Genomic DNA, 23,461 nt, shown 5'->3' on the forward strand with positions numbered 1-23,461 from the left:
GATATCAACCTTGATATGAGAATAGTTCTAAAGAGCATGTTTTGAAAAAAGATTGTTCAAAACATGCTCTTATTTAATGTAGCAGATTAAATTCTTTATAAAAAAGTTTGATTATTTTTTAAACCCTAGTTGTACTAAAGGCCCGTTTGTTTAAGTTCAGGCTTGTAATGAAGTTTGATTAAAAGCCCCTCATGCTACCATTCAAATTCATATTCAAGAAACAACCATTGAATTAAATGTACTCAAGCGATATTTTGCCAACCTCAACCGCCTAGGATTTGTTATTACTACCATGGCGTTTCAGTTTTATGTTCAATAACTTGTAATACTTTCGGTTCAACAGCTTTTATCATTTGTTCACTTGAAGGAATATCGTCATTATTTTCACCTTGAATTTGTCCTTCAGCCTGTGTTTTTGCAATCACATCAATTACTTGTTGTTTAGAGACATTTTTAGATGCTGCAATCTCAACAACAGATTTACCTTTTGCTAATTCTTGTTTTAATTCTGTTGGGCTAATTTTTAGTAAAGAAAACAGTTTTTCATCGTTTAAAAAGGAATCAGCAGTATAATCAGGCTTACCATTTGTAGAGAAAAAACCTTCTACTTTAATGTTTGAAGGTGTAGTCTCACCTCCGATTAGAGAAACACTGATTGTATTGTCTTGAACAAATGCCTGATAGAAAGGTGTTTTTGATCCCTTTTTGGTGTAATTCAACATAAACGTTTTTTGATCCGGGTTCTCCATTTGTTCCATAGCAAACTCGTACTCTTCAATGTTGCCAAACATTTTATCAATTAGATAATCTACCTTCGACTTGATTTCCTGATCGGTTAAGGCAGTGAGTGGTTTCTCCTTTGGCTCCCAATTCTCCTGATTCACGTGTTCAATCGCACCCGTAATACCGTTTGTATGAAGGGAAATCTTTTTGCCAATTCCTCCTTTTTCCTGCAGTATGATGCTTGTTTGGACACCTTGAACCTTACTTGCATTGATAATCTCAAACGATTTTGTTTCGGGAAATGCGTTATACAGCTTCTCTAGTGTTGCTTTGCCAACCTCATCCACCTTGACTTGTTCAACAGTCATTGGTGTTCTAGTAAGCATTTCAATCAGGTTAGGGGCCGCAAATGCTGCGGTTGGAATCAAAATCGCAGTAGCAACTAATCCACTAATTAATCGTTTTTTCATGTTTATTTCGCTCCTTTTTCGTTGGAAATATTGAGAATAGGATTGTTCTATTCGTTTGGAAATGGCCGGAGGGCACTTCATAGTTTCTGCCTCTTTGTGCAGATATTCACGGATTTTGCGTTCAATTGGCATTAATTTCTTCCATCCTTTCTGGGGGGAGATTACTTAAGTTTTTTCGAAGCACCTGAAGGCCAGCATGATACCTGGACTTGACCGTACCCAGCGGAATTTCGAGCAATGTCGCTATTTCCTCAAGTTTATAGTCGTGAAAAAAGCGGAGGACAATCACCGATCGTTGTTTATCGGTCAGTTTTTGGATTGCCTGTGTTATCATTTGCTTCGTCCCATCCATCAACACAGAAGGTTGATCCCAATGAGGCTCTTCCCGAGAAAAGGCACAGATGCGTTCAAAAATTCGGAATCTCCGCCAGCTCTTGACCCGAAATCTCTTCACTTGACGGATTACCAAGCCGTTTAGCCAGAAGTGGAAAGGTCTGTTCGTATCATAGTTAGCAAGTGAGGTCCACATTTGCATATATATCTCATTCATGACATCTTCCCGATCCTGCTGATGATCCACCAGAAAGGAGACTGTCCGGTAGACGTCCTGATAGGTGGCATCATACATCATACGAAACGCCTGTTGATCACCTTCTTTCATTTTTTGGAGTAATTGGTACATATATTCATTTTGCATTCAGAGGGTCCTCCTAAGTAAGCTTACACACTATATTGTCTCTCTATCAAAAAAAGGTTCGGTTCTTTGTTTTTTTTTTGCAAACGGCTGAGTGTCGGCGGCCATCGATCAGGAAGACAATCAGGAGTACAACGACCCGTAGTCTATTGCTATATTTTTCAGTCTAGGTCATAGCATGGTGATTTATTTCATTTTAATTTCGCCGTTTCTTATTGCTGGTTACTTGGGGATTCTAATATTTTTTACACGGCGATAAAAGTTATTTGGCACAATCCATCTTTTTCCTTAACTTTTTTAAGATGATAAAAGAGTATCAAAAGGCTAATGAAAAACAGAATTTATTAGAAATGATCAAACTTTATTACCCTCTGAAATATCCTTATCCAAAGAGGTGAAGCATCGCAACTTTTTTATAAACGTCGCGACTTTATTCAAAACATCGCTTCTTTTTTATAAATTATTAATCTTTATTTTAAATCATCAAGTCACCCGACAAGTAAAAAAGACATCATAAGCACGTTTCCCTGCTTATGATGTCTTTTCCTTTATTGTATTGTGTCTAAAACTTTTTTTGAAACATAAAATTCCGTACCGTTATAAACATTGATTGTATCAAATGTATATGTTTTAGACGTATTCATTGATGCGTCCTTATATACCATAGTATTTTTGTTTACTGGAATAGTAATGGAAACATCCGCTTTTTGGGCTATAAAAATAGGATTTTCTTTATCTGTTACATCTACTTTTGTTGTGAAGCCTTTTTCTGTAAATGCTTTTGTTGCAGGTATATATAATTCGGCCGTTAGCTTATCTAATTCAAAGCCCATAAACTTTGCCATTGCATGTGCTAAATCAGTATTTTCGACAAGACCAGTTATTTTAGACGGACCGAATGAATATAAGAATACATCCTCGCCAGTATGGCCACCAGTTGTATAGCCAATATTGGCACGATTTGCAAGCATTTTAACCATTTCACTGCCAAGGTCTTTAGCAGATCTTAATATAGTAAGCTCTTCCTCTGTTAAATTATCTAGACCATAAAGTGCAGCAACTTCTACTAAGTTTGATTGATCTTCTTTTAATTGCCCTAGCGCACCTTCAATCGTCATTGTAGCCTTCTTTAAAGGATCGATGTAAGCAGATACAGGAATGCTTGAATAAGTATTTGTTGTGTTAATATTTCCCATTGTAATACCGCTATTGCCGTGGTCTGTTACGGCAACCACCAATGTATTTCCGTCTTCTTTCGCAAAATCAATGGCTTCCTTCACCGCATCATCAAACGATAAAATATCACTAATAATCCCAATAGTATCGTTGGCGTGTGCTGCCCAGTCTACCTTACTTCCTTCCACAAATAAGAAGAAGCCATCCTCATCCTTTTTCAGTGTATTAATCGCTTTTTCTGTCATTTCGGCAAGCGTTGGCTCGGATGCTCTTGTTTTGGCACGATCAAAATCGTAAGCGAGGGCACTTGGCGCAAAGCTACCCCAAATTTTTGATGCTTGACTGTTTAGTAGTTCATCCCGTGTTTTGACAAGAGCATAATTTTTTTCCTTAAGGACGTTCAATAAATCCTCGCCATCTTTACGCGCATTTTTTGTTGTTCCAGGTGATAAAGATTCTAAGCCGCCTCCTAACACAACATCAATATTTTGATAGACTTGCTGTTCAGCGATATCACCATATTGGCTTCTATTATTAACGTGAGCTGAAAAGCCTGCTGGTGTAGCATGCTGAATTTCAGAGGTAGAAATTAATCCTGTGGCCTTGCCCTGCTGTTTAGCGCCTTCCAAAACATTTGCTACTGGTCTAAATGCGTCCTCTTTAGCAACTTGCTCTAATCCAGGTGAATTAACAACAGATGGCAATACACCAATAAATTTATCATTCGACTTATGTCCAGTTGCTAAAGCTGTAGCTGCAGGAGCGGAATCTGTGATGGCAGACTCAGCAGAGTACGTACGCATGGCACCTGTTAAAATTTCATCCATTGCCAGGCTTTCTCCCTTATACCAACGCGAAAGTGTAATGGCATTATTACTGCTACCATCCATCACAAGCATAATAACATTTGTTGGTTTCTTTACTTCCTCTGCTTGTACCTGTGGTGTAGTGATACTAACTGTTGATAAAGTAAGAGCACTTGCTAAAAACAATGAAGTCCATTTTTTTGAATATTTCATGATTTTCCTCCTTTAGATTAGTTCAATGGTAAGTTTAAAGGAAGGTTGTAAAGTCATAATTAAATAGATGTTAATAAATTATGGTAATATTGTTAACTAAAATCCTTAAAAAATAGCTGATTAACGGTTATAAAATAACAATCATCTTTTAATTAGAGAATAGCGGATGCCTAGAACTAAAAAACATAAATACTATGGTTTTACATTGAGGCAATCAAGTTAATACGAGAAAACAGATTATCCGACACTATTTTTAAAGTTTTTATAAAGTAAAAAGCTTATAAGGAGATTCTATAAAAAGGATGAATTCAAAACACATGAAAGAGGGCCTATCCAAACTTAAACTTTTACTTACCTTACAATTTTCTTACAATACACATATTCTAGGGAGATTAAGTTACTAAATAGAATACACTATAGTTAGAAGAAGGGAAGGGGGATTTACTATGTCCAAAACAATATTAATAGTGGATGATGATCTCGATATTGTGAACTTGCTGAAATTATACTTGCATGTAGAAGGATATCGTACAGTGGAAGCATTTGATGGAAAATCGGCTTTTAATCAATTAAAAAACCACATTATTGACCTGGTTATTTTAGATATTATGATACCTATTATTGATGGCTATCAGTTGTTACAAATGATACGCCAAGAATACAAAATTCCAGTTATTTTACTGTCTGCTAAAAACCAGGACTATGATAAAATTACCGGACTAAAGTTAGGTGCGGATGATTATATCTCTAAACCTTTTAGCCCTTTGGAGGTAATTGCTAGAATTCAAGCCCATTTGCGGAGATCGTATGAATTTAATAATGTTGTATCCTCTCAGTTGAACGCTCAAATAAGGGTAGGGGATTTACTTTTGTCTCAGCAGGAATGTGTGCTTTATATCAAAGAGAAAGCAATCTCTCTCAGTGCACGCGAATATCAATTATTAAAGCTCTTGATGAGTGAGCCTGGACGAGTTTTTACAAAAAAACAAATTTTCGAACGTGCCTGGAATGAGCATTATATTGCTGACGACAATGCAATAATGGTTCAAATTAGTAGACTTCGAGAAAAAATTGAGAAATGTCCACGGAATCCTATATTTATTAAAACGATTCGTGGGCTTGGATATCGATTTGCCAAGAAAGATGAGTTGATTCCATGAAATCACAGAATCGGCTACAGCGCGTATTGATTACTACATATATATACTTTTTCATAATTGTTGCACTAATTGCAGCCTTTTCATTGTTTGTATTAAACGAACAAATTGTAAATTATTTTTTGGAGGCAGGTCAATCTTCCAAGAGTACTATTGAAGGACAAGAAAAAAATGAACAAATCTTTTATAAAATACTCATGCAAACGCTACTTCTTTTTCTCTCTTTATTAATAATAGCAGTTTATATTTTTGGGAAGTGGACTGCCTCTAGACTTACCACTCCACTTCATTTAATCGCTGACGGCATACAAGATATAGCGCGGGGACAATACAATAAACGACTTAACTTTAACGCAAGTTACGAGCTTGCTCAAATTCAAAATGATTTTAACAAAATGGCTGAGCAACTGGAGAAAGTAGAAAAAGAAAACCAGCGCTTAGAAGAAAACAAGCAACGAATGTTAGTGGATCTCTCTCATGATTTAAAGACTCCGATTACTACAGTTAGAGGCTATGTTGAAGCACTGGAATTAGGATTGATTAATGAAGAAGAGCGAAAACGAAGAATTTTAAGCTTAATCTCGAATAAAGTTGAGCTGGTATCAGAACTTATCGACAATATTTTTGAATTATCCAAGCTAAACAGTTCTAATTATCCTGTTATGGTACAAAAAAGTGATATAGCAGAATTTATGAGAGAAATTGCAATAGAGTATTACGAACAATTTTCAGAAAAGAACTTTATGTTTCAATGCACTATTCCTCAAGATGTAATTGATTATCCTTTTAACGCTACATTGTTATATCGAGCGATATCTAACATTCTCTCAAATGCATTAAAATATAATCCAGCAGGGACAATTGTACAATTGGAGCTAGTATCAAAGGAAAATGGCATAGAAATTGTTATTCAGGATAATGGGATAGGTATTCCTCCAGCAATTGAAGAAAAAATATTTGAAGCTTTTGTCCGTGGTGATCAAACACGTAAAAGTGATGGAGGTACTGGATTAGGACTTGCGATTGCTAAACAAGTGATTGAAAAGCATGGGGGAGAGATTACGCTGACAACAAATGGTTGGACAAGCTTCAAACTTTTTTTGCCCCAAAAATGACCACAAAAAGAGGTTTTCTCTCAATTCAGCAGAAGACTCCTACCTTTACAGGTGGTGAGATGAATGTAGTTTTGGTTCCTTCTCAGTGGGTTGTGCACAATTCAAAATCCGGACTAATTTCGCCTTGGCAAAATTGCTTTGTAAGATAATTGAAAGAAAGGAGAAAGTCTCAAGAAAGAATCATCCTGTAATCTAAAATGGAATAGATTGTATGCAGGAGGAATCAAAAATTGAAGGTATTAAAAAAAGCGTGGGCTTATTTTGTCCAAAAATTTTTCAGAAAAATAAAGAATTACGAACCAATGTCATTAGGATGGAAGGGGGCTTCCATCGTTTTAGGTAGTGTCTCTTTTTTAATGATTTTGATTCAAGGAAAGTTCTTATTAGACCAGCGTAGTGTTTTTGATTTCGTGATTGGAATTTTGGTATTTATTTTTTCTGTGATCATTATCAGTGGGGTCCTTACCCTTTTGTTTCAGTTGCTAAAAAAGATACCTGGTCGTTATATTTGGGTACTTGTCACCTCGTTTGTTTTTCTTTTATTCAGCGTGATTATTCCTTTAGAAGTTGCTATTCCTTTAATTTTATGTATAGTTGCTTTTGTCTCTTTGTGGGGAGCATTACTATTTAAATGGATAAAGGGTAGCTATAGACATGCTAAAACTTCTAAAAGAGTAGGCGCTTCTTTGTTGCTAAGTATAATGACGATTGGTATGGTGGTTGGGGGCTATTGGTTGCTTCAATCAGGTGAAGTAAATTCCCCTGATTTCACTTTATCACAGCTTAAAGCTTCGAAGCATTATGATAATACTATGCTGAATAATCCGGCAAATCCAGGTAGCTATCGAGTAAATAAACTTACTTACGGTAGTCCACATACTTATCGGAAAGAATTTAATCAAAAAAACTCTTTGGAGACTAAAAATGTGGATGGCACTAATTATTTAGAAAATTGGTCCTCTGTTCGTACAAAAACACTAGGTTTTGGGCCGGATAAATTGCCATTAAATGGTCAGGTGTGGTATCCAGACGGACAGGGTGTTTTTCCACTAGTATTAATCGTGCACGGTAACCATTTAATGACGGATTATTCCGATCCAGGTTATGAGTATTTAGGAAAGCTTCTTGCGAGTAGAGGGTATATAGCTGTATCAGTAGATGAAAATTTTCTGAATTTCTCTCCATATGATGATTTATTTTTAATCAGTCCTCTTAAGAATGAAAATTCAGCGAGAGGTCTTATACTGCTGGAGCATTTACAGTTGTGGGAAGAATGGAATAAAAATAGCAATAATCCATTTTATCAAAAGGTAGATATGGAGCAAATAGCGCTCATTGGTCATTCCAGAGGTGGAGAAGCTATTGCAATTGCAGCTGCCTTTAATGAAATGAATCACCCACCAAATAACGGTAATATTAAGTTTGATTATCATTTTTCTATCCGCTCCCTAGTTTCTATTGCAGGAACAGATGGACAATATTTACCTTCAGGAAAATCACTTCCATTAAAAAATATAAACTATTTGGCGCTTCAAGGAGCCCATGATATGGATGTCAATAGCTTTACAAGCTCCAATCAATTTAACCGTATTTCTTATTCAGATAAAGAAGATTATATGAATGCTTCAGTCTACATTTATGGAGCTAATCATGGACAGTTTAATGAAAAATGGGGACGTGGAGATGGTGCGGGTACAGCGAATCAATTCTTTAATTTACAACAAATTATGCCACGTGAACAGCAGGAAACAGTTGCTAAAGTATTAATCTCCGCATTTTTGGATAGTACGTTAAAGGAAAAGAAAAACTATCAAAAGATATTTCAAGATTTAGGATATGCAAAAAAGTGGCTTCCTGACACACAGTACATTTCTAATTATTATGATTCACAGACCTCTTATATTGCTACGTTTAATGAGGATATTGATCTTAATACAACCACTGTTCCAGGAGGAAAGTTGAATGGTGAAAATTTAAAGGAATGGAAAGAGGAAAAAGTCAAACTGAAGTTTACCGAGGCACAGTATAGTGCTGTGCAATTAGGGTGGGAATCTAATGATTTAACTTCCCCAGCCTCATATACTCTAGCACTACCTGATAGAGGGCTGGTGCTAGAGCAAAATAACTCCCTTGTATTTTCACTTGCTGCCAATGGGAAGGAAGGCAAGGAAAAAGGAGAAGAAGCACTGATTGATTTTACCATTACTGTAGAAGATAGTGAGGGGGAAAAAGCAAGTCTTCCTCTTAGCCATGTTGCCAAATTGCCACCTGCAATAAGGGGGAATTTGCTGAAGAAACCTTTTTCGGATGTAGGCCCAATTACTGAACCAGTATTCCAGTATTATAAATTCCTTTTAAATGATTTCCAAGAAATAAATTCTCAGTTTAATCCATCTAGGCTAGAAAAAATACATTTTCAATTTAATTTAACAAAGCAGGGAAAGATATTATTAAATAATATAGGTATAAGACATGAAACATAATATTTTACTAAATGGTCAAGTGACCCTTTGTGAATATTTAGTCAAAATGAAGGTGATTTCCGTTCCAGGCTACTCGCTTTCCTGTGGGCGAGCGACGAGCCGCTTCCTGCGCTGACGCTCCGTGCAGGGTCTCGTCTGTCTCGCTATCCCACGGGAGTCGAGTAGCCTTGCACTCCAATCTGCAATAGTGTAGAACTTTAAATATTTTCTTCCTTCAAAAGTAAAGTAAAAGCATATTACTCACCAACATTAAATGGATAGAATAGTAGTACAATTCTATAGCTGTCAACCTACATTTTTGTACATAAAACTACTTTATAACTAAACATAAAGCTACTTATTGCTGGACTGCTTTCGCATAGGCTTCATTTTTGCATAAAATAGTGATGGCTAAGACTTCAATTTATCACTATACATTTATGTGAAATACCAATGAAAATACTATGAGAATGGTTGATTGGAGTGTAGACTGAGTGACTCTTTGAGGATTCACAGCGTCACAGAGGAGACCCTGGAGCGCGCATGCGAGTGAAGCGGCTCATCGGACGCCCCCAGGAAGCTCTGCTCTGCGCGAAAGCGAAGCGTCAGCGGCAAATGTTTTCTGTAGCGAAAGCAAAGCGACAGCTACAAAGCACTCAGTCGGAACGGAGATCAACCCCTCGTTTTGAAAAAGGGCATACTTTTAAATTTGTCACCTTGATTTCATTGACATAATAGTATTTCAACAACATGAAGGGGATTAATCCAATATGTATGGATTAAACCCCTTTTTACTTTTGAAAAGTAATTATCAATAAAAAATAAATGAAGTTATATTATAGAATAAATGTCATATAGCAATAAGGTGCTTTTGGTGAAACGTAAAAAAGGTTTAAAATTTTTTCATATGGACCAAACTATTAGAAATTTAATTTGGGGTGGAAAATTTGGCCATATCTAATATGTACGAAGAAAAAAAACATAAACATGAAAACCGTTATCAATATGGACAACAAAATCTGTGGACGGGCTTATTATTTGGTTTGGGGGTAGTAGCATTTATAGATGAGGTAATCTTTCATCAATTATTGCATTGGCACCATTTTTATGATAAATCTACAGCTAATATTGGATTAGTTTCTGATGGTTTATTCCATGCCTTTAGCTTTTTTGCAACAATAGGATCTGCTTTTTTACTTGCGGACCTTCATCGTAATCATGGTTTTTGGGTGAAAAGATGGCTTGGAGGTATTTTTCTGGGTGCAGGGGTGTTTCAACTATATGATGGCATCATTCAACACAAGTTCATGAGACTGCATCAAATCCGTTATAATGTTGAAATTCTACCCTATGATTTAGTTTGGAATGTACTAGCAGCAATTCTAATCATTATTGGCATAGTTTTACTCATACAAACTAATCACCAAAAGTACTAGGAGGTTTATAATTTGCATTCTCATGAATCTCATATCCAAAATTTCTCGATTCTTATGCAACTGATATTAGTTTTACCATTTTTCATTTCTCTTATCTCCTACATTGTTGCTGTTTATTATTCTAATCAGCATAAAAAAAGTTGGTCTCATTTACGCACAGTGAGTTGGATACTTGGGCATTTATGTGCCATCATCACATTAATCGGTCCATTTGCAGAGCTAACACACATAAATTTTTCAGCACATATGGTTGGTCACTTATTGCTTGGGATGCTAGCTCCACTATTAATTGCTCTAGCGGCTCCAGTGACTTTACTTTTAAGAACAATTCCAGTGAAAATGGCACGTCCTATTTCCCGTATATTAAGAAATTCTTACTTTAGTTTTGTTCGTAATCCAATCATAGCATCTATTTTAAATATAGGTGGTCTATGGTTACTCTATACTACACCGCTCTTTAACATGATGCATGAAAGCTCACTTTTATTTATTTTGATCCATGTTCATATTTTTCTAGCTGGCTATTTATTTACCATTGCTTTTATCTATATCGATCCAACTCCTCATCAGCAATCTTATATCTTTCGTTCAATCGTTTTATTAGTAGCATTAACAGCTCATTCAATATTATCTAAATATATTTATGCTCATCCTCCTAGTCATGTACCTACCGAACAGGCAGAACTTGGAGCAATAATCATGTATTATGGTGGAGATGCAATTGAAATTGGACTCGTTTATTTACTATTTTACCAATGGTTTAAAAAAACAAGAGGTCCTTTATCTACAAAGTTCATGCCATCTAGCTAACGGCCTACATATTTTAGATAATAAAAGGATCCCTGACGAACTTTTCAGTTTTAGTGACATTTGTTAGGTTTAAGCTTTGAATTATTTGGTTCATATATAATCCTTTATCTAACTGAACAATGAAGATTTGTAGTTGTACCCATTAGTTTTCATAAGACTGTCCCTTTTTATAAAAATAGCCCTATTGTTGACTGTTTTTAACCGATTAGAACACTTTAAAGGAGATAAAATACTAATGGAACCAGCAGCAATTCGAATGTCAAAAAGAGCCTGTACAGATGAAAGACAAATCAATGATTTTTTAGAAAATGCTCATACTGCTTTTCTTGGACTAGTTGATGATATCATGCCATATGTTATACCATTAAATTTTGTATATAAGAATGGAATTTTTTATTTTCATGGGGCAAACCAAGGAAAGAAAATAGACATCATGAAGAGTAATGTGAATGCATGTATGACAATTAGTGATAATTATGGCACAATGGTAGATCCAACTCCTGCCAAAACGGATACAGCTTACATGAGTGTCATTGCAGATGGTAAAGTAGAAATTGTCACTGATTTAGATGAAGCAACTGCTGCCATGCAAAGTATGCTGGATAAATATGTACCAAACTATTATAAGGCCCCTTTATCGAAAACTCATATTGATAAATACCAATCATCCTTAGGGAGTAAAACGGTTATTTTTAAAATAAAACCACTAAATTTGACCGCAAAGGAGCATCGATTAAATGAACAACTCAAATTTTATCCAGGAAGATTCGTTACACAGGATTTGAGGTAATTATTTTAAAGACTATCAATTAGTTAGTAACTTTCTGATGCACTGAACTTAAATAAGTAGACAAAAATGCCTTTCGTTGAAAAATGGGTAATGACCCTGCAAACAAAACGAGAGGTATTTTTTTTGTGGGAAGAAAATTATTAATATTAGTGCACTCTTCAGAGTGAAACCCTTCTTTGTTTAAAGTTTCCTCTCATATTCATTGAATAAAAATTTAAAAAATTTAACCTAATTTTAAACTTTTTCGTGTATAGTTTTTTCAGTTGAAAATATAAAGTTCAACGACAAGAAAAAAAAAATAATAGTGAGGATGGTTCTAGAAACAAATTAATCTACCATTATTTATAGGAAGGGAGCTTACTCAAATACTTTAACAAGTAATAAAATATTGAAGAGTAAAGGATTGTGATGAATTATTTGAAGAAATTTCAGCAGTGGGGCGTAATTATTTTATTTTTTATAATTTGTTTATTAATACCATCTGGTAGTGAAAACGTTAAAGCTGTGGATCCAGAGGGAGCAGCTATCGTAGATCAGGAACAACCACTACAAATTGGTAATGTTTGGGTTAATGCCGAACTTCCAAGAAGTCAGTCATTTATGCCTTCATTTTCGGGTTATCTTAGCAAGATTGACATTAGTATATTCGACTATAAGGGTTCACCTGGAGCCCTTAAAATAGAAATTTACGACGAAGGAAATATGTCTCTACCTATTGCTTCAGCAACAAGAGATGATATTAGTAGCGGGTGGATATCCATTGATTTTAGTAATAATAAACCCTATCTGAAAAAGAATATGAGTTATCGAATGATAATTTCTACTGAAAATGGTGGAATTAGTGGCTTTGGTTGGTATGGCAAGTCAGGTAATCCCTATCCAAGAGGTTTTGCTTTTGGTGACTATGATTTTTCATTTAGAACGTACATGATACCAGATTATTCACTATCCCCAGCAGACAGTCAAATATTTGTAAGTAGTTCTAGTCTTGTAGCGAATGGAGTAAGCCAAGCAATAGTGACGGTACAGTTAAAAGATGCTCAGGGCAATGATATAACAACTGGTGGAGAGATGGTTACTATTTCCTCAACACTAGGAACAGTTAATGCAGTCACAGATAATAATAATGGCACCTATACAGCAACTTTAACTGCCCCGTCAACTACTGGTACTGGTACAATTAGTGGAACTGTTGGCGGTAAAATGATAGCAGGGACAGCTAGCGTGCAATATGTTCCAGGTTTAGCATCACCAGAGAAAAGTACAATTGGAGTTACCAATGGTTCTCTTTTAGCAGATGGAATAAGTCAAGCAACAATTACCGTAAAATTGAAGGATGCTCAGGACAATGAAATCAAGGCTGGTGGAGAAACAGTAGCTATTTCCTCAACACTAGGAACAGTAGGGGATGTAACCGACCATAATAATGGCACCTATACAGCAATCTTAACTGCTCCGATAACAGTTGGTACATCGACAATTCGTGCAAGTGTTGGGGGTAATACAATAACTGCAACAGCCAGTGTACAATTTAGTCCTTTACCAGCGCAAACGGTTACCGCCATAGTAGCATCATCTACACCAACAGTTGGTATGGATAATATCCTTAAGTTGACTGTAAAGAATGCATTAGGTAATAAGGATACTACATTTAATGGCATAAAAAACGTGACAATTAGCGGCTATAAACAGGCTCCGAACGGGTCCATAGGTAGCTTTAATGGTCAAATATTGACTTCAATGAATGAGATAGTTGCGCTAAATTTCACAAATGGTGAAGCAACTTCAAGCTTGAAACTGAACGCAGCGTCAGTACAAACAATCGAATTAGCAGTGTCAGATGTTAACACTGCTACAGCTAATTTGTTAATAATTACGCCAGCAGCAGGAAATGCAGCACTGATGAAGTTGACAACAGATATTATTCCCCCATCTGTCAATGGAGGGGCATTTGGACAACAGCCTGTATTGACCCTTTATGATGGCTATGGCAACGTCTGTGTGAACGACAATACAAAGGCTGTTACAGTGACCAAGAAAGATGTTGGAGCGTGGACATTGACTGGGACCCTAACGGCTACAGCAAACGCTGGAATCGTTAGCTTTTCTAATCTAGGTGCCAAGAATGCAGCAAAAGTGACAGGAGCACAGTTGACTTTTGATGCGGCGGGGTTAGCTCCGTTAACAAGCACAGCTGTTACACTTATTCCAAAACAATATAGCATTGGATTTGACACAGACGGTGGTAATCCTATAGCAGACCTTTCCATTACATATGGAGATAGATTAGTTGCACCAATAAAGCCAATCAAAACAGGATATACGTTTGTAGATTGGTATAAGGATGCAGGATTTACAACAAAGTGGGACTTTTCGACAGAAGTAATCACAGCTGATACAATGCTCTATGCTAAATGGAAAGTGAATAGTTATGACGTAACATTTAATACAAATGGTGGCACAGCCGTGACATCTGAATCTGTCATATATAATGAAAAAGTGACAAAACCGACAGCACCAAGCAAGACAGGGCATACATTTGAAGGGTGGTATAAGGATAGTACACTTACAACAGAGTGGGACTTTTCGACAGAAGTAATCACAGCTGATACAATGCTCTATGCTAAATGGAAAGTGAATAGTTATGGTGTAACATTTAATACAAATGGTGGTTCTGCTGTGACATCCGAATCTGTCATATATAATGAAAAAATAACGAAGCCGACAGCACCAAGCAAGGCAGGGCATACATTTGAAGGGTGGTATAAGGATAGTGGCTTCACAACAGAGTGGGACTTTGCAACAGATATAATTACTGTCGATTTAACACTCTATGGCAAATGGAAAGTGAATAATTATACCGTGACATATCACACAAATGGTGGTTCTGCTGTGACATCCGAATCCATCATATATAATGAAAAATTGACAAAACCAAAAGTAACGACGAAGGCAGGATATACTTTTATAGGGTGGTATAAGAATGCAACTTTCACCACAGAATGGAATTTTACAAATGATGTGGTAACGGAGGATATAACACTCTATGCTAAATGGACAGTAAATTCAACTGGTGGTGGAGGTGAATATCCATTAATACCGACAACTCCAACAGTACCAGTAAATCCAGTACCGACGCCGATTGAACCGTCAATACCAGAAAATCCATCCCCATCTCCCGAGGAACAGTCAGGTACTGAGCCAACTAAGCAGGAGTCTCAACAGCAGCAACATGTCTTCTTAGACGTACCGAAAACACATTGGGCTTGGGTGATGATTCAAGACATGACGAGAAGAGGGGTTATTACAGGATATCCTGATCAATCATTTCGACCTGATGAATTTATAAAACGCCAGCATATTGCCATTATGCTAACACGAGCTTTTGAGCTAGAACCATCCCGTGAGGCTACCTCTTTTTCTGATGTTCCACCTAGACATCCTTATTATGAGGCGATAACAAAGCTGCAACGGGCAGGCATTATAGATGGCTCGAACGGGGCATTTCATCCAAATGAATGGTTGACACGTGCCCAAATGGCAAAAATTCTTGTAGCGATACTTCAACTGCCACCAGGTGATACGAGCTCATTCAAAGATGTAAGTACAGACCATTGGAGTTATGCTAATATAGCTTCCTTAGAACGAGAAGGTATTGCCTTAGGCTCGAATGGTTATTTTAAACCAAATGATCCTGTCACACGTGCACAATTTGTGGCTTTGATATACCGAGCTCTTAATCAATAAGAATAGAAAAGCACATCCTATCTTTTTAATAAAGAAAAGGATGTGCTTTTCTATTCTTATATATATCAATATATTACCTTCCAATTAAGATCTCCTTCTAAAACCTGTGATGCTAAAACAGTCGCGGATTAGCATTATTAAATTACAGTATCAGAAACCTCCACGCCTTACTTTCTGGCAAAATACTCTTCGTAAAATGCGATTTATGGATTGTATCATTGCTGTATTTTTGGACATTTATCTTCAATCCAAAGGCTGATAGACTTACAGAATACTTGATTAGGAGTGATAACAATGATGGATGTACGCTACAAAATTAGAGAAGTATTAGATATGAACAAGATCGATGCATTTTTAAAGCATGCTCGTATTGGGCATCTTGGAATGGTTGATGGTCAGCAACCGTATGTAGTTCCGCTGAATTTTGTTTGGTCGAATGGAAATATTTATTTTCATGGTGCTGGAGGTGGGCGAAGAAATAAAGTGGTTCATGAGAATTCGGAGGTTTGTTTTACTGTATGTGAGGAATATGGGACAATCACTAATCCTGTACCTGCCAAAACAGATACGGCATATATGAGTGTTATGATTTTTGGTGAGGCAAAGCCTGTTGTCAATTTAGATGAAGCTACATATATGCTGCAAGAGATGATTGATAAATATGTACCTGGGTACTATACACGCCCATTGTCCAAACAACATGTAGAGAAATACCAATCTGCAGTATTTGGTGGTTCTGTACAAGTCTACAGAATTGATCCACAACATATAAGCGCAAAAGAAAATCCGATTGAGGAAGGGAAAATGTTCAAAACTGAATAAATAAGAATGGAAAATTAAAAGTTCAAAAAGAAAGGAATTTGCAAATGAGATATTTAGATCAGCAAGACAGGGCGATAAGTAATGCCATCCAGCAAGAGCTTTCACGACAACGGGATAACATCGAGTTAATTGCCTCAGAGAATTTTGTCAGTCAGGCGGTTATGGAGGCATCTGGGACAATACTTACCAATAAGTACGCAGAGGGGTATCCAGGGCGTAGATTTTACGCAGGCTGTGAGCATGTAGATATTGTTGAAGAGCTTGCCATTCATCGTGTGAAAGAGCTGTTTGGTGCTGAACATGCGAATGTACAGCCACATTCCGGGGCACAGGCCAATATGGCGGTTTATTATGCTTCTGTCAAATCAGGAGATACAATCTTGGGCATGGATTTATCGCATGGGGGACATCTCACACATGGTAGTCCCGTTAATTTTTCAGGAAAGTTCTATAATTTTGTTCCTTATGGTGTAGATAAAGAAACAGGGCGAATTGATTTTGATCATGTCAGAAAGCTAGCTCATCAGCATAGACCGCGTATGATTGTTGCTGGTGCCAGTGCCTATTCAAGAATGATTGATTTTGAGTTATTCGCTCAAATTGCGAACGAGGTTGGTGCCCTTTTCTTTGTGGATATGGCACATATTGCAGGGATTGTCGCTGCTGGGCTACATCCTAATCCTTTACCACATGCTCATTTTGTAACCACGACTACCCATAAAACGTTACGTGGACCAAGAGGGGGTATTGTTATGTGCCGTAAATCTTGGGCACAAGCAATTGATAAAGCTATTTTCCCGGGATTACAGGGGGGGCCGCTTATGCATATCGTCGCCGCAAAAGCTGTTGCGCTTGGAGAGGCACTAAATCCAGATTTTAAGAGATATATCAAGAAGGTACTGGAAAATGCCAAAGTATTAGCGGAAACATTCATAAGTGAAGGATTAACCGTTGTCTCAGGAGGAACAGATAATCATATTATCTTACTTGATTTGCGTACGGTTGGGCTTACTGGTAAAGAAGCTGAAGCAATACTCGATGAAGTGGGCATTACAGCAAATAAAAATACCATCCCTCATGATACAGCCAATCCATTAGTTACTAGTGGGATTCGATTTGGTACGCCTGCAATTACAACTAGGGGATTGGGTCCAAAGGAAATGAAGGAAATTGCTCAATTAATTGCACTTGCCCTGAAAAATCCTAAGGACGCAGTAGTTAAAAATCAAATATTGGATAGTGTGAGAGAAATCACATCTCAATTTCCTTTATATGAAGGATTTAATTAAAAAATAGGCTGGGGAATAATGTATGGATATTTCAAATATGCAAAGATATGTTAGACAATTTAGTGAGGAAAAAGGATTTACTGTCAATACAATTCAAACTAGAATGCTATATTTAGTTACTGAGATTGGAGAGTTAGCTCAAGAAATTTTAAGTATTTCCTTTCAACCTACAGAGGAGAAGGTCCGACTAACAAAAGAAAATATTGGTTTGGAGATGTATGACGTAATTTTTAATGTAGTAGATTTAGCCAATCAATTAGATATTGATCTAGAGGAAGCATTTCAAAAAAAGATGGAGATCAATAAGTACAGAACATGGTATGAATAAAGCTATATAATCTAAAAGCCACTACCCCTAATCGCACTAGAGGTAGTGGCTATTTTTGTTTAGGAGTCGTTTATAAAGGATTTATGGATTGTTGAAAAATATATTTATGGATGTTTTTGTGCAATCCATAATAAGGTATGCTTAGTGCATTCATTACAAAATAAACGCAAAGGGAGGAAATAATATGGTTCATTTAGTTGAGGAGAATCTTACAACTGTGAGGAAGCAGATGGCATTAGCTTGCCAAGCTGTGGGTCGTAAGAATGAAGAGGTCAAATTGTTACTGGCAACAAAAACGGTTCCCCTTGAAAAATTAAAGATTGCGATGGAGGCAGGGGAAATGTTGTTTGGTGAAAATAAAGCACAAGAACTTCGAGACAAATTTCCACTTATGGAACAACATAACCAAGTAGAATGGCACTTTATCGGGCATTTACAAACGAATAAAGTTAAATATGTTGTAAAGTATGTAACCTTGATTCATTCTGTTGATCGTTTGAAATTAGGACAGGCATTACATAATCAGCTTGTGAAAGAGAATAAAACGATGGATATTTTGGTACAGGTGAATACATCTCGTGAAACAAGTAAATTTGGTGTTTCACCTGAGTTAGCATTGGAGCTAGTGGAACAATTATCCCAATTTGAAACATTGAATATAAAGGGGCTAATGACGATTGGAAAATTGAATGCCACAAATAATGAAACTAGGCATTGCTTCCAATTACTAAAGCAACTTCAAACCCAAATACGTGCAAAAGAAATTCCCCGTGTTGAGATGGATATTTTATCAATGGGCATGTCGGGTGATTTTACTGTTGCCATTGAGGAGGGCGCTACTATCATAAGAGTGGGGACCAAAGTGTTTGGGCAACGCTATTTGCCAGATGAATACTATTGGAATGAAAATAAGTTACAGGATGATTAGGAAAGGGGAAAAGTCTATGAATGTAACAACACAAAATTCATGGCGTGCTCAAGATTTACTATCACCCACAATAGCTGCTTTTATATCTGTCATTGTCAACTACGGGGGTACTTTTATTCTTGTTTTTCAGGCTGCTAAGGTGGCTGGTCTTAGTCCAGAAATGACTGCATCTTGGATATGGTCAATTTCAATCGGGGTTGGGATAACTGGCATATGGTTAAGTTACCGCTACCGCGAACCAATTATTACAGCTTGGTCAACACCTGGTGTGGCATTTCTTGTTTCAGCATTGGCAGTTACCCCCTATGCGGAAGCGATAGGTGCTTATATGATTTCTGCTATGGGATTTATTATTTTAGGATTAACAGGAATGTTCGAGCGTTTTGTCCGGCTTATTCCACCAGGCATTGCTTCTGGACTTCTTGCTGGTATTTTATTACAGTTTGGTATTTCAGCATTTGGCGGAGCAAAAGTTGATCCTTGGCTTGTCATTATTCTATTTATTACGTATGTCATTTTAAGAAGATTTACATCTAGATATGCAATCGTAGGCATTTTGCTTACAGGATTAATTTATTTGATAAGCATGGGGCAGGCGGATTTTGGCAATATCAAATTAGCCCTTGCATCACCAGTATTTGTTGCACCAGAGTTTTCGCTTCATGCCTTATTAGGGGTTGCGCTGCCACTTTTTATTATTACTTTGACAGGTCAATATATGCCAGGGATGTTAGTACTGCGAAATGATGGATTTAAAACGAGCGCAAATCCAATATTGATCATTACAGGATTAGGCTCACTTCTAACAGCTCCATTTGGCTCTCACGCCTTTAATATAGCAGCTATTACCGCAGCAATTTGTACTGGAAAAGACGCTCACGAAGATTCAAGGAAACGTTATATTGCTGGTATCATCTGTGGTATTTTTTATATAATTGTTGGCATTTTTGGCGTCACTTTGGCTGCTTTGTTTTTAATTCTCCCTGCAACATTTATTGCTACACTAGCGGGCTTAGCATTGCTCGGTACAATAGGGAGTAGCCTTGCAAATGCCTTGATAAATCCTGAAGGACGTGAAACAGCACTAATTACATTTTTGGCTACAGCCGCAAATGTTACATTACTTGGAGTAGGAGGTGCGTTCTGGGGACTGGTAGCAGGGTTAGGGGCTCATTTATTGATAAATGGTCAGTTGCTAAAGAAACAACAAAATACGAATAGTGTGCAACAAACTAAATAATAAGAGACTTAATATAGGCCACCATCTAAAATAAAGTAAGATGGTGGCCTTCAATTATAATAAGATCTTTGCCAATCGACTAATCCCTTCTTCAATCGCTGCCTCGTCTATTTTAGCAAATCCTAGTACCCATCCTTTACGATTGCTTTCCAAACAATATTTGCTAAGTGGATAAACACGGACTCCCTGTGTCAACGCTAGATTGGTCAGTTCCTCTTCTTCAAATGATTCTTTGGCTTCGAGAAGCATATGAAGACCGGTTTCAATACCGCTTAATTTAAAATGTTTACCGAGACCTGTTGCCATAATGGCCTTTGTCATAGCCTCATGTCTTCTGCGATAGACATTTCTAGCTCTCCTCATATGACGCATAAAATGACCATGTTCAATAAAATGGGAAAGCGTTAGTTGCTCCATAATTGGAAGATGGCGATAGGTTAAAGCTTGTACCTGTGCAAGCTGGTGAATGGCGTTTTTGGGGCCAACAACTGCAGAAATTCGTATACCAGGAGCCACCATTTTTGAAAAACTCATCATATACAATGTATGTTGGGGCTGCTGACTAAATAAAGTAGGAAGTGGGCCACCGCGATACCTAAATTCACCATCATAATCATCTTCTACAATCCAAAATTGCTTTTGAGCAGCCAGTTGTAGCAATTGCTGTCTGCGAGGTTCTGACAAAATAACGCCGACTGCACACTGATGGGAAGGTGTCACAAAAGTAAGTTTTGATTGTGGATGAATGTGCTCAACTTGTAAGCCGTACTCGTCAACAGGAACAGGGACAACGTTCATACGCCGATATTTCATTGTCATCCATGCAGCGGGAAATCCAGGGTCTTCAACAGAAACTGTTTCGCCTTCATGTAAAAGCGCCTGAGCAATTAAATCGATACTATGCTGTGCTCCTGAAGTTAAGATAATTTGATCAATATCAACATGAACTCCTCTTTCGAATGTCAAATATCGTTGAATCTGTTCACGTAGTGGTGTATAGCCATACGGATTGCCATATCCCCAAGTATCTAAATCTGCAACCGCTGATGCCTGTAAAAAAGATTGCCTCCAAATTTTCCGGAAATGCTCGTCCAAGTATGGCTCATGGGGACAAAAATCAATTTCAACATGTTGCTGTTCTGTACCTCTAAACCAATTGTTCAATTGATTTACAGCTGTGCTTATGTAAGGTATTTCTGGTGTGGATGGTCCTTGGTGCATAGATTCTTCCTGTAAGCCAGCTTGATAGCCCCATTCACTTACCCTTGTTCCACCACGCCAATTTGTAACAGTGTATCCGCGACTGAATAATTCCTCATATACAATTTGGATGGTTGAGCGTGAAACACCAACTAATAAGGCAAGTTCTCGTGTTGGGGGTAGTAGCTCTCCAGGCGGCCATTTTCCTGTTGTAATATTATGAATGGCTTGGTCAAGCAATTGCTGCCATATAGGACTCTTATCTTCTCGATTAACTTTTAGCATTTCATTCACTTCCAATCTATAAATCAATTTTGCCTCGGCGTAATTGTAGTTACCTCTTTGCTTTCGCTACAGATAACCCGTGTTGCTGTCGCTGCGCTTTCGCACAGTAAAGATGCTGAATGAAGATAACATTATTAATATGGACTGTTAAATTGTGTGAAAAAGTTATATTAAATACATGCCATAATTTGAATGCTATCATAAATTGCTTTCTTTTTGCAATGAACCAAAAAATAAACTTTCCTATTTATATGTTTTATTATTAGATAAACAAAGGACCAAATCATAACTAGAGTCCTTTGAAATTGTGTGTTACTATAAAATACAATCATTTAATCATTGATTTAGAAATATATGGAAGTTAAATCCTCCTACAAGTTCTAATCAAAAGTTGTTGCAAAGTATTGATATACCAATTTATAGGCAGAAAATGAGTGAAATATATGTCATACGAAAACAAAATCCTACAAATGAAAAAAATGCTTGGTAAAAAAACTACAACACCAGTCAAACAAGAGAAGCCTGCCACATATCAAAAGCCCGAGACCCCTAGCTATACAGAGCGATGGAAGAGGGCCGGGCTGACAGTTGTAGAAAATGACTTTGGTATTGTTTTTAAGCGGCAGGTTCATTATCCGTATCATTATCAACATGGGGATTATAAGTTGCAATCATTTTTCGAGGCACTAGCCAAATGGCAAGAGGCAAAGTTTGAACATCCCTATGCACTAGATAGCAATGAACAGGTATTATTTTTCGATACGGAAACGACAGGCTTAAAGGGAGTAGGTACACAAATTTTTCTTCTCGGTTTTTTAGAGGTTTCAGATGAAAGCTTTATTTTAACGCAATATCTACTTGCAGATCCAGCACACGAAGCAGCATTACTTTTTGAGTCAAAGCTTTGGCAAAAAACAGCAACGGTCATTACCTACAATGGCAAAAGCTTTGACTGGCCACAGCTGGAAACGCGTTGGACGCTCCACCAAAAAGAACTACCTAAATTACGTTCACAACGACAAATCGATTTGTTGCATAGTTCAAAGCGTTTATGGAAAAATGATATGGAACGGATGAAGTTAAAATCGGTGGAAGAGGAGAAGCTTGGCTTTTCACGCATTGCTGATATTCCAGGCTATCTCGCACCTATTATCTATTTAGATGCTATTAAAAGTGGTATGCCTGATGCACTGATGAAAGTACTGCTTCATAATGAGTGGGATTTACTTTCACTAATTACACTCTATTCTCACTCCACAAACTTGTTGTTTGAGGAGTCGAATGATGAATCTGCTAATACCTTCACCAATATTGGGAAATGGTATGCAGATTTAAAGGAGAGCACTCAAAGTGTGAGGATATTGGAAAAGGTAACTTCGCAATTTGATGCACTTGAAGCAGGACATGCTCAATATTATTTGGCCTTACAACACAAAAGAAATAAAAAGTTTAACGAAGCTATTGATGCCTTTGTGGCTTCACTTCATTTCATTGATTCACGAAAAAAGTTGCATGCTTTAGAACAGCTAGCCATAATCTATGAGCATCAGATAAAAGATTACGAACAGGCCCTTTATTATACGCAGGAAGGCATACAATTAATAAAAAGGGATGAGAAATGGAGAGTAGAACAAAAACAGAAATGGGAAATTTCTTGGGCAAAGAGATTATATCGATTAGGAAATAAGAAATAATTTCCCGGGTAAGCGCAAGAAACGACAAGTTTAGCCTTACAATTGGTGTTTACAGACGATATAATGTGGTGAAGTA

At 37.1% G+C, this 23,461-nt stretch carries 17 protein-coding genes; 13 read left to right on the forward strand and 4 right to left on the reverse strand.

Annotation, left to right across the window (positions count from 1 at the left end; genetic code table 11):
• Positions 1 to 287: 287 nt before the first annotated feature.
• The 3 genes from AC2CGN_RS04580 to AC2CGN_RS04590 all read right to left on the reverse strand — a co-directional run bounded on the left by AC2CGN_RS04580 (position 288) and on the right by AC2CGN_RS04590 (position 4,082).
• Complete coding sequence (locus AC2CGN_RS04580) at positions 288 to 1,325, reverse strand: hypothetical protein (protein WP_484512412.1); 1,038 nt, start codon at positions 1,323 to 1,325, stop codon at positions 288 to 290.
• Entirely contained in the window at positions 1,315 to 1,890 is a 576-nt protein-coding gene (locus tag AC2CGN_RS04585) for a sigma-70 family RNA polymerase sigma factor (protein ID WP_484512414.1), read from the reverse strand. The genes AC2CGN_RS04580 and AC2CGN_RS04585 overlap by 11 nt, the downstream gene beginning before the upstream one ends.
• Positions 1,891 to 2,435: 545 nt before the next feature.
• The gene (locus tag AC2CGN_RS04590) at positions 2,436 to 4,082 is read right to left on the reverse strand and encodes an alkaline phosphatase (RefSeq protein WP_484512416.1); all 1,647 of its coding nucleotides are present in this window, start codon (positions 4,080 to 4,082) and stop codon (positions 2,436 to 2,438) included.
• Between the two features lie 446 nt (positions 4,083 to 4,528).
• Between AC2CGN_RS04590 and AC2CGN_RS04595 the strand changes: the two genes are divergently transcribed.
• From AC2CGN_RS04595 to AC2CGN_RS04650, 12 genes are all read left to right on the forward strand, one after another.
• A complete protein-coding gene (locus tag AC2CGN_RS04595) occupies positions 4,529 to 5,242 on the forward strand; it encodes a response regulator transcription factor (protein ID WP_484512418.1) in 714 nt (237 codons plus the stop codon).
• Between the two features lie 26 nt (positions 5,243 to 5,268).
• Positions 5,269 to 6,354: a HAMP domain-containing sensor histidine kinase gene (locus tag AC2CGN_RS04600; protein ID WP_484512420.1), complete on the forward strand. Its 1,086-nt coding sequence runs from the start codon at positions 5,269 to 5,271 to the stop codon at positions 6,352 to 6,354.
• A 230-nt stretch (positions 6,355 to 6,584) separates the two neighbouring features.
• Positions 6,585 to 8,837 (forward strand): MFS transporter, encoded by a 2,253-nt coding sequence (locus AC2CGN_RS04605; RefSeq protein WP_484512422.1) that lies wholly within the window; start codon positions 6,585 to 6,587, stop codon positions 8,835 to 8,837.
• Between the two features lie 941 nt (positions 8,838 to 9,778).
• Positions 9,779 to 10,252 carry a DUF2243 domain-containing protein gene (locus AC2CGN_RS04610; RefSeq protein WP_283872779.1) on the forward strand — a complete coding sequence of 158 codons (474 nt, stop codon included), beginning with the start codon at positions 9,779 to 9,781 and terminating at the stop codon, positions 10,250 to 10,252.
• A gap of 12 nt (positions 10,253 to 10,264) precedes the next feature.
• Positions 10,265 to 11,062, forward strand: coding sequence for a cytochrome c oxidase assembly protein (locus AC2CGN_RS04615; protein WP_484512425.1), 798 nt, complete (start codon positions 10,265 to 10,267; stop codon positions 11,060 to 11,062).
• 235 nt (positions 11,063 to 11,297) lie between these two features.
• On the forward strand, positions 11,298 to 11,852 hold the full coding sequence (locus AC2CGN_RS04620; RefSeq protein ID WP_484512426.1) for a pyridoxamine 5'-phosphate oxidase family protein: 555 nt from the start codon (positions 11,298 to 11,300) through the stop codon (positions 11,850 to 11,852).
• Positions 11,853 to 12,269: 417 nt separating this feature from the next.
• Complete coding sequence (locus AC2CGN_RS04625) at positions 12,270 to 15,599, forward strand: InlB B-repeat-containing protein (RefSeq protein WP_484512428.1); 3,330 nt, start codon at positions 12,270 to 12,272, stop codon at positions 15,597 to 15,599.
• Positions 15,600 to 15,893: 294 nt separating this feature from the next.
• Positions 15,894 to 16,421: a pyridoxamine 5'-phosphate oxidase family protein gene (locus tag AC2CGN_RS04630; RefSeq protein WP_484512430.1), complete on the forward strand. Its 528-nt coding sequence runs from the start codon at positions 15,894 to 15,896 to the stop codon at positions 16,419 to 16,421.
• 44 nt (positions 16,422 to 16,465) lie between these two features.
• On the forward strand, positions 16,466 to 17,710 hold the full coding sequence (locus AC2CGN_RS04635) for a serine hydroxymethyltransferase (protein ID WP_484512431.1): 1,245 nt from the start codon (positions 16,466 to 16,468) through the stop codon (positions 17,708 to 17,710).
• 22 nt (positions 17,711 to 17,732) lie between these two features.
• The gene (locus AC2CGN_RS04640; RefSeq protein ID WP_429981216.1) at positions 17,733 to 18,038 is read left to right on the forward strand and encodes a MazG nucleotide pyrophosphohydrolase domain-containing protein; all 306 of its coding nucleotides are present in this window, start codon (positions 17,733 to 17,735) and stop codon (positions 18,036 to 18,038) included.
• Positions 18,039 to 18,222: 184 nt separating this feature from the next.
• A complete protein-coding gene (locus tag AC2CGN_RS04645; protein WP_429981217.1) occupies positions 18,223 to 18,966 on the forward strand; it encodes a YggS family pyridoxal phosphate-dependent enzyme in 744 nt (247 codons plus the stop codon).
• A gap of 16 nt (positions 18,967 to 18,982) precedes the next feature.
• Positions 18,983 to 20,206, forward strand: a complete 1,224-nt coding sequence (locus AC2CGN_RS04650) for a benzoate/H(+) symporter BenE family transporter (protein ID WP_484512434.1) — start codon at positions 18,983 to 18,985, stop codon at positions 20,204 to 20,206.
• 54 nt (positions 20,207 to 20,260) lie between these two features.
• Here AC2CGN_RS04650 and pdxR read toward each other — a convergent pair whose 3' ends face one another.
• Positions 20,261 to 21,691 (reverse strand): MocR-like pyridoxine biosynthesis transcription factor PdxR, encoded by a 1,431-nt coding sequence (pdxR, locus tag AC2CGN_RS04655; RefSeq protein ID WP_484512436.1) that lies wholly within the window; start codon positions 21,689 to 21,691, stop codon positions 20,261 to 20,263.
• A gap of 443 nt (positions 21,692 to 22,134) precedes the next feature.
• On the opposite strand from pdxR, the gene AC2CGN_RS04660 reads away from it, so the two are divergent.
• Positions 22,135 to 23,385 carry a ribonuclease H-like domain-containing protein gene (locus tag AC2CGN_RS04660; protein WP_286926238.1) on the forward strand — a complete coding sequence of 417 codons (1,251 nt, stop codon included), beginning with the start codon at positions 22,135 to 22,137 and terminating at the stop codon, positions 23,383 to 23,385.
• Positions 23,386 to 23,461 lie beyond the last annotated feature (76 nt).

The organism is Lysinibacillus sp. DFXJR4 (assembly GCF_057196045.1).